This window comes from Agrobacterium sp. (genome assembly GCF_032092815.1).
GTDB lineage: Bacteria > Pseudomonadota > Alphaproteobacteria > Rhizobiales > Rhizobiaceae > Agrobacterium.
In genome coordinates, this window is record NZ_DAMDBP010000032.1 from 25,964 (window position 1) to 32,644 (window position 6,681).

At 57.6% G+C, this 6,681-nt stretch carries 5 protein-coding genes; 4 read left to right on the plus strand and 1 reads right to left on the minus strand.

Features of this window, described 5'->3' with window-relative positions; translation table 11 throughout:
- A partial coding sequence (locus tag RT613_RS17235; protein ID WP_313617298.1) for an ABC transporter substrate-binding protein occupies positions 1-506 on the minus strand: 506 nt, incomplete at its 3' end.
- Positions 507-775: 269 nt separating this feature from the next.
- On the opposite strand from RT613_RS17235, the gene RT613_RS17240 reads away from it, so the two are divergent.
- From RT613_RS17240 to RT613_RS17255, 4 genes are all read left to right on the plus strand, one after another.
- The gene (locus tag RT613_RS17240; RefSeq protein WP_313617299.1) at positions 776-2,329 is read left to right on the plus strand and encodes a VOC family protein; all 1,554 of its coding nucleotides are present in this window, start codon (positions 776-778) and stop codon (positions 2,327-2,329) included.
- Positions 2,330-2,488: 159 nt separating this feature from the next.
- The gene (locus RT613_RS17245) at positions 2,489-5,335 is read left to right on the plus strand and encodes a DUF2339 domain-containing protein (RefSeq protein ID WP_313617301.1); all 2,847 of its coding nucleotides are present in this window, start codon (positions 2,489-2,491) and stop codon (positions 5,333-5,335) included.
- Positions 5,336-5,396: 61 nt separating this feature from the next.
- Positions 5,397-6,038 carry an HD domain-containing protein gene (locus tag RT613_RS17250; protein ID WP_313617303.1) on the plus strand — a complete coding sequence of 214 codons (642 nt, stop codon included), beginning with the start codon at positions 5,397-5,399 and terminating at the stop codon, positions 6,036-6,038.
- 10 nt (positions 6,039-6,048) lie between these two features.
- Positions 6,049-6,681 (plus strand): MOSC domain-containing protein (locus tag RT613_RS17255; protein ID WP_313617305.1); only part of this gene is annotated, 633 nt, incomplete at its 3' end.

Sequence of the window (6,681 nt, forward strand, 5' to 3'; positions counted from 1 at the left end):
GATTCAATGGTGATCTTGCTGTCGTCAATCGCAGCAACCTCCTTGAAGGCCTTCCACTGGGCAAAGGCGCCATCTGGTGGCGGTGCGCCGAGTTTCTTGCCTTCCAGCGATTTCGGATCGGTGGTCACACCCAAAGACTTACGACCGACAACCGCAAATGTCGGGCGCTCATAGACCATGTAAACGGCCTTCACCTTCTGGCTCGGGTCTTCATCCAGGAATTTCATCACCGAATTGATGTCACCGAACCCCATCTGGTAGGCGCCGGTTGCCACACGCGGAATGGCCTCTACCGAGCCATTGCCGCTATCGATCGTTACATCCAGACCCTCGGCCTTGAAGTAACCCTTGTCTACCGCCAGCAGGAAACCGGCAGCCGGGCCCTCAAACTTCCAGTCAAGCGTGAACTTGATTGGTGTTTCGGCAAAAGCCGGTGCGGCAAAGCCAACCGAAAGGCCAAGAGCCGTGAATGTTGCGATTTTCGATAACAACCTGCGCGTTAGCATTGTTCTTCCCCCTGGAAGTTTTTGATTGAATTAGCCTTATCAAAACCAATTCAAACCCGAGGCGCAAGCAAAAAATGCACATAAAATATGCTGTAATTTTCAATGATTATTTTTTGACCTTTCACCGCCAATACAAAAAGCAAACCGCACGCTTTTTGCGCAAAAGCTTCACCTCATAGTGATATCCACACTCCTGCCCTTGCGTAATGTCAGGTGACGCGACCATATGGTACAAAACTCAGACAGGTTCACGGAAAGGTCGTTTCAGCATGATCGCGGATGCAGGCATTCATCACATCACCATGATTGCCCGGAAGGTACAGGCCAATGTGGATTTCTATACCGGATTTCTTGGTCTGCGCCTTGTCAAACGCACCGCCGGTTTTGAAGATGCGATGCAGCTTCACCTGATCTATGGCGACCATTCCGGCAGCCCCGGCTCACTGATGACATTCCTGATGTGGGAAGATGGCGGCCAGGGCCGCGTCGGCCACGGACAAACGCTCGAAATATCACTGGCCATTGACCCCGGCAGCATCGGTTTCTGGCTAACCCGCGCTTTGACGGCAGGTATTCGCACCGAAGGCCCGATGGAAGAATTCGGTGAACCGGTCATTCGCCTGAAGGACCCAGACGGCATCATCATCAAGCTTTGTGGCACCAGTGCCTTTGCCGAGGCCGACCCGCATGATGCACCCGGCATTCCGCGCGAACATGCCATCCGCCGTATTCGTGGCGCGACGATGCTCAGCGAAGCGCAGGATGAAACACAGAGCTTTCTGTCCCGCTATTTTGGCTATGTCTTTACCCAGCAGCAGGGCTCGATCCGCCGCATGGTGTCCGCCTCCGGAGACATCATCGATGTGCGTGACGCAACAGGCTTCTGGTCAAGTGCGCCCGGCACCGGCACGGTTGACCACATCGCCTTTCGTGCCCGCAATGAGGACGAGCTGGAAAGCGTGCATGCGGAGCTGAAAAAGCTGAACTCCAGCGTGACCAACGCTCATGACCGCAAATATTTCGCGTCGCTCTACGTGCGCGAACCGGGTGGTGTGCTGATCGAAATGGCGACCGATGGTCCCGGCATGACCATCGACGAGCCAGCAGACAGGCTTGGCGAATCGCTGTTCATTCCACCAGATTTTGAAGCGGATGCTGAGGCTGCGCGCGTTTCCCTGCCGCAATTTGCCATGCCAGGCGATGAGCGGGTGATTTACCGCGAATTGCCATTCGTGCACCGGTTCTATACGCCGCAGCAGCCGGATGGCAGTGTACTGATCCTGCTGCATGGTTCAGGCGGTAGCGAAACAAGCCTGATGCCGCTGGCGGCCAAGGCTGCCCCCAACGCGACACTTCTTGGTGTGCGTGGTCGCAGCACCGAAGAAGGCATTGCCCGATGGTTCCGGCGCTTCGGTGGTTCGACATTCGACCAGAACGACATTGTCCGCGAGACGGAGGCTTTTGCTGCTTTTGTCGAGGGTGCCATCGCTGCCTATGGCATTGATAAAAAACGGCTTCGTTTCATAGGTCACTCAAACGGCGCCAATTTCCTTGCAGCGTTTTTTGCGCTTCATCCGCAATTTGCGGCCGATGCGGTTCTGCTGCGTGCCATGCCGGTTCTGGAACATTGGCCGGCGGCCGATCTGACAGGTCGCCAGATCATGCTGTCTGCTGGCGAGAGTGACAAGTTCCGCGCCGATACCATCCGCCTGGCTGAATCCTTGTCGGCGACCGGTGCGAAAGTTCAGCTGGAGACAGTGCCCTATGGTCACGATATCGGTGTATCCGATATTGAGCTGACTAAATCATGGCTTGCACAATAAATTCGCACACACGTATAAAACCGGATGAGGAGCAGGTGTGAGGCGTGTTCTCGGACAGATTTCTGTCACGGAAACGCCCCGCATTCCTGCTTAAGCGCTGTTCAGTCGGCACGGCCACGCGCCGTCGTCGCTGAACGGCTCCAGTCGGGAGAGTGTGTATTGGAAATACTTGGTCTGTTGGCGGTGGCCTATGTGGTCGCCTTTATCTACACTCTCGTTTCCAGCATTCGCAGTGCCAGCCGCATCAATACACTTGAGCGCGAAATCAAGGCTTTGAAAAGAATGCTGGCCGCTGGCCAACCGCCTGTGGCAACACCACAAGCTGTGCAGACCGAGGCCGCGCCGCATGAAACATTTTCTGGCGCAGAGGCACCAGCAAACGACGCCCCCGTCACCGATCCCGCCCTTCTGCCACAGGAGCAGGCCCCCTCACGCCCCGCCGATCCTGTCGCGCAGGATGTGGCCGTGGACCAGGAGACCGTCACAGAGACCGTGCCGGAGCAGCAGGTTGCAGCAGCAGCCCTGCCGCCGCGCGAAAGTTTCGAAAACCGTCTCGGCGCACGCTGGGCGGTGTGGGCCGGTGGCATTGCACTAGCGTTTGGCGGCATCTTCCTCGTCAAATATTCCATTGAAAGCGGCCTTCTCAGCCCGGCTGTCCGTCTGGCCATGGCCGGCATCTTCGGCCTTCTGCTGTGGGCAGCCGGTGAAGCCATTCGCCGCAAGGCCATGCCCAATGTCACGACCGCCTATTCCAATGCCATGATCCCCGGCGTGCTGACCGCAGCCGGATCACTGACGCTGTTTGGCGTGTTCTTCGCCGCCTATGGCATTTATGACTATATCGGCCCGACAACCACCTTCATCGCCCTTGGCCTGGTGGCCTTTGCCACCCTTGGGCTTTCGCTTCTGCATGGGCAGGCGCTGGCAGGGCTTGGGCTATTGGGTTCAATGCTGACACCGGCACTGATTTCCACGCAAACACCCAATATCTGGGCGCTGTTCATTTTCCTCACCATTTCTTGGGCAGCCACGGCAATTGCCTGCCGCAGCCAGAACTGGAAAATCGTGCCTGCCCTTGCCAATGCAGGGCTTGGCCTTTGGGCACTGGGTTATATCGGTGCCAGCGATGTCATCGATCTGCCACCGCCGACGCTTGCGCTTCTGGCGATGATAGCAGGCACAATCTTCATCTGGCCTGCCAAGGCATTTGATGATCTGCCGGAGGCAGCGGCAGCGGCAGCGGCAGCGACACCGGCCACCGAGGCCGAAAAAGCCGCTCAGGCAAGGTTGTCCGTGCGGATGCTGAAACTTCTTGCACGCCACCCCATCGCAATCAGCCTGACCGTCTCACTAGCTGCCGTATTGCCGGCACTTGCCATGGTACTGGCCACAGGCTCCAGCAATGTTCACCCCGGCTTTGCCATGGCAAGTGTCATCACCGCCCTTGCTGCTCTGGGTGCAAGCCGTCATTTTGCCGTATGGCCAGCAGTCTTTTCAGCGCTTGGTGCGCTGGCCATTACCACGCTGACAGCCCGTGGCATTTTCTATTTCTCGGGAATGATTACCGGCACCGACATCGCCCTACCGGCAGTCGCGCAAGGATATGGCACCGATATCGCCATTGCACTGGGGCTAGGCGTGGTCTTCCTGATCTGCGGTTTTGCCTTCCTCAAACGCAAGGGTGCGCAGGACGCCGATTTCGCACTGTTATGGGCCGGCATCGCGGCGATCATTCCCGTCTGGCTTGGCACAATAAGCTTTGTGGAATATGGCAATCTAAGCCGCGACTGGCTGCATGCCGCCTATGGTGTTGCCGTTGGCCTTGCGTTGCTGGCGGGCGCCGAGTGGCTGCATAAGCAAGACAAGGACGGCGCCTATCGCATACCGCTCAACCTGCTGGTTGTCGGTTCCTTTGCAGCCTTCACCCTCACCCTGCACACGCTGACAGACGGGCTGGCAACCACCGTGCTGCTATCGGTGCTGGGTTTCGCCTATGTTGTTGCAACACGGCAGCGCACATGGGATGCCCTGCCCTGGGTGATGGCAATTGCCAGTGTCGGTGTTCTCGGTCGTATTGGCTGGGAGCCAACCATCGTTGGCCCGCAAAATCTGGGCACCACGCCAGTCTTCAACGCCCTTCTGCCCGGTTACGGCATTCCGGCTGTGCTGGCCATTGCGTCTGCCTATCTGCTGCGCAACTGGCCTGAGCATCGCGCCAAAAACTTCCTGCAGGCCATTGCCAGCCTCATGGGGCTGCTGGCGATTGCCATCCTCGTTCGTCACGCCATGAATGGCGGTGTGCTCGCCGACACGGTACCAACGCTCGGCGAACAGTCGATCTACACATTGCTGACCATCGGCATGTCAGGCGTGTTGATGACGCTCGATCTGAAGTCGCCAAGCCCGGTCTTCCGTTATGGCTCGATGATTGCCGGCGTCATTGCCATGGCCAATGTGCTGACCATGCATTTTGGTGCGCTCAACCCCTATTTCAGTGGCGAAAACACCGGCCCGTGGCCGTTCCTCAACCTGCTTTTGATTGGTTATTTGCTGCCCGGCCTCGCCTATGGTGGCCTTGCCTATTATGCACGGGACAAACGTCCGCTTCCCTATGTGGTAATGCTGGCGCTATCGGGTGCGGCCTTGCTGTTTGCGTGGGCAACATTGTCGGTGCGCCGTTTCTGGCAGGGCGAAAACATCGCAGACTGGAAAGGCTTCCTGCAAAGCGAGACCTACACCTATTCGGTGGTGTGGCTGGCAATCGGCGTGTTGTTGCTGGTGCTTGGCTCGAAGTTTGACGCCAAGAGCCTTCGCCTTGCCTCGGCAGCCCTCGTTCTTCTTGCCGTTGCCAAGGCCTTCCTGATCGACATGAGCAATCTTGAAGGTGTGTTGCGAGCGCTTTCCTTCATCGGTCTTGGCGTGGTGCTGATTGGCATCGGTCTGTTCTACCAGAAGATCCTGACGGGCAAATCGGCAGGTACGATCCTCGGTGACAGCAAGACATGATGTTGATTGCCATGACCGGTCCGTGGTTCTAAACAGCGGCAAAGACCAGAGGAAGAACCACATGCAGGCCCAGTCATTTGCCCCTTATGCCTCCCTTGCGGAGCAACTCATCGCCCATGCAACCGAAGGCGATGACGGTTCGCATGACCTTGCCCACATCCACCGGGTGTTTCGCAATGCCATGCGCATTCATGCCACGGAGGGCGGTAATGGTATGGTTCTGGCGGCAAGCGTGCTGCTGCATGACTGCGTGGCTGTCGAGAAGAACTCGCCATTGCGCTCGCAGGCCTCACGACTGGCTGCGGAAAAGGCCGAAGGCATACTGGCGGGCCTCGATTGGTCACCCGCTGATATCGAAGCGGTGAAACACGCCATCACCACACACAGCTTTTCTGCCAATCTCAAACCACAGACGCTGGAAGCGAAAATTCTGCAGGATGCCGACCGGCTGGACGCCATCGGTATGGTGGGTGCGGCACGCTGTTTCTATATTGCTGGCCGGCTCGGATCAGCACTTTATGATCCGAACGACCCGCTTGCCAAAGAGCGCCCCCTTGACGACAGGACATTTGCGATAGACCACTTCCAGACGAAGTTGTTCAAACTGGCCGATGGCTTCAACACCGAAACCGGCGGGGCACTGGCCAAACAACGGCATGACAGGTTGCAGCAGGTGCTGGATCTGTTTCTGGATGAAATCTGAGGAGGTTGGCATGCGCATATCGGCGCTGAATATCTATCCGCTGAAAAGCGCACGCGGCATTCCGCTTTCACAAAGCCCGATCACATGGGAAGGCCTGCCTGGCGACCGCCGCGCCATGTTCGTGCACGCCTCCGGTCAATTCATCACCCAGCGCGAACTGCCTGCCATTGCCCGCATCAACGCACTGCAATCCGGCAGCGGCCTTCGCCTGTCCACCGATACGGATGGCGAAATCCTGGCGCTACCCTCGTCGAAGCGCATGGATGTGGTGGTGTGGAAATCGCCCGTCAACGCCGCTGTTGCACCTGACGAGATCAACACCGTACTCTCCGGCTGGATGGGCACTGAACTCAAACTTGTTTTCTTCGATGACACATCCAGGCGCATTGCCTCGGAAGAATGGGCCGGTGATGAGACACCGGTGACCTTTGCCGATGGTTACCAGATTCTCGTCACCACCACCGCTTCCCTTGCCGCGCTGAATGAAAACATGGCTGCCAATGGTGAAGACAGTGTCGGCATGGATCGTTTCCGACCCAATATCGTGCTGGACACCGACGAACCTTGGGCGGAAGACCGTTGGGCAGCCCTTGAGATCAACGGCATTCGCTTCGATCTGGTCAAACCCTGCGCCCGCTGCATC

Excerpts from the sequence above, each read along its gene's own strand:
- RT613_RS17240 (WP_313617299.1), top strand. The coding sequence starts at position 776 with ATGATCGCGGATGCAGGCATTCATCACATCACCATGATTGCCCGGAAG.
- RT613_RS17250 (WP_313617303.1), top strand. The coding sequence starts at position 5,397 with ATGCAGGCCCAGTCATTTGCCCCTTATGCCTCCCTTGCGGAGCAACTC.